Below are 1,869 nucleotides of genomic sequence, written 5' to 3' on the forward strand. Positions count from 1 at the left end.
CATGTGGATTGCTATCGCCAGCATGAAAAAATGAAGAAGTTCTAAGGAGAAAAACAGGCATTTAGGAGAATCAGGCAGCAATTATCGATCATAACATGTGCTTAAAATGTGGGAAGTCAGGTTATATTCACCGCCCATAATGCAGTTTCCAATCCAAACGTGCCATGAATTTGCGCACGATAAAGATCTTTTTATTCCTCTATCACTTCAACGTTTACCGCCTTTGGCCCTCTCACCTCTTTTTTTACATCAAACTTTACTTTTTGTCCAACCATCAACGGCTTGTTTCCTTTCACTTCAGACTGGTGAACAAAAATATCTTCCTTCCTTCTGCCTCAATAAACCTATAAGATGTTATCCATCTTTTAACTATTCCTTCCATTTTATTTCCTCTATTGTAATGATATTAAACTTGTATATCTGTTTTTCTAAAAAAAGATTAGTGAAATTTAAAAATCCCTTGGCATTATTATTTGGGACAGAGCATAAGAGAATTGTATGGCATGTACCTTCTCTTCAATGTTCTGTCCCTTAATTTTACAAACAGTTCATATAACAAATCATAAAAAATTTAAGCCGATAAGACATTATATTTTGGGAATGCCCACACAGATAGTTTCATTCTATCAATTGCAGGAACCCCTCCTGTTTTTGCGTCTGGGCATTCCTTTTAAAATCAAAATAGTAAATAGCAAAATTAAAAAATTCTTTCTGCATTATTATTCGGGGACAGGTAGATAATGGAGAAAATGGAAAGAACGGCCAATATTTTTCTTTCATTTTATTTCACCCCATTCATCTCCTGTCTCCCCTCCATTATTTTGCACAAAAAGTGGGGGTAAACGTGGAAATAAAACTGTCAGCCTGGCACAAAATTATTCCATAATTTTGGTTCTGCTCGCCGGTCATCGGGTACCTCGGCATGATAGTAATAATGGCAGGCTAATAACGTCTCCACCTACGGCCTTCCTATCGGGGACAGGAGCAGCCTTACAGGTGCCTACGTTACGCAATCCACACCAAACCCGGATTGCATCCCTTCAGGATAAATCTTGAAGGGGTAAGCGCCAACTATCATGCCTATCTGCCTTCAATCTTCCGATAACTCTTGAGCTCGCAGAACACAGCCAGCTTGGTTTAGCCACCCAGGCACATGTAAAGCCTAAGGCTAAAGGAGTACTAAGCGCTCCCGCTGATAGTGTGCACCGGGAGGCGGTCTCGGATAAAGCGAAAGAAGAGTTTGAATGGCACGGAAATGAGCACCAAAATGCCCACGGCATAAGCATGTATTTCCCGCCGGAGGGCAACTACGTAAGCTCATATGAAAATACAGATTTTGCTTTGCATACACACTGGGATGAATTCCTACAGACACTATACAATATGTAATCAAAAACGACATAGAATATTTTATAATTCATCGCTTTTTAATCCGCCAATCATTTTCTCCCAAAAATGGGCAAGGAGGCAAAGGAAGCATAACGGCAAATTGTGGACAACTGCGGGCAAAATGCTGCTCTTGAGTTTTATCCCGACAAACAAAACACAGTCATTATTCTGACCCGGGGTAACTGTATATGTTCTAACCGCCCTTGTTGTCCCTTTTCCCCTCTAGAGAAATTTTTTGCATCAATGATTAATATAGGGGGTACAGAGGGGGGGGTTGGTTGCTGTAAACGATAGTAGCATACGATAGGGCAAACAAAAGCAAACGGTATGGCAAACGCAATCTCTTGGTGTATGCATTACATAACAAAAAGGTTACAAAATGTATTACATGTAGGACCTAGATATAAATAGGAAAGTCAGAATAGTAAAGTGAAAAAATGAATAATAACCATTCCAAGAAACAATCAAATCAGCGAATAC

General features: G+C 39.6%; 2 protein-coding genes. One reads left to right on the forward strand and one right to left on the reverse strand.

Going from position 1 to position 1,869, the window contains the following annotated elements; genetic code table 11:
• Positions 1-191: 191 nt before the first annotated feature.
• A complete protein-coding gene (locus U9O96_03085; protein ID MEA2054091.1) occupies positions 192-296 on the reverse strand; it encodes a hypothetical protein in 105 nt (34 codons plus the stop codon).
• 904 nt (positions 297-1,200) lie between these two features.
• Here U9O96_03085 and U9O96_03090 point away from each other — a divergent pair.
• On the forward strand, positions 1,201-1,389 hold the full coding sequence (locus U9O96_03090) for a hypothetical protein (GenBank protein ID MEA2054092.1): 189 nt from the start codon (positions 1,201-1,203) through the stop codon (positions 1,387-1,389).
• Positions 1,390-1,869 lie beyond the last annotated feature (480 nt).

Source organism: Candidatus Thermoplasmatota archaeon, from assembly GCA_034660695.1.
In the GTDB taxonomy this organism is placed as follows: domain Archaea; phylum Thermoplasmatota; class E2; order UBA202; family DSCA01; genus JAYEJS01.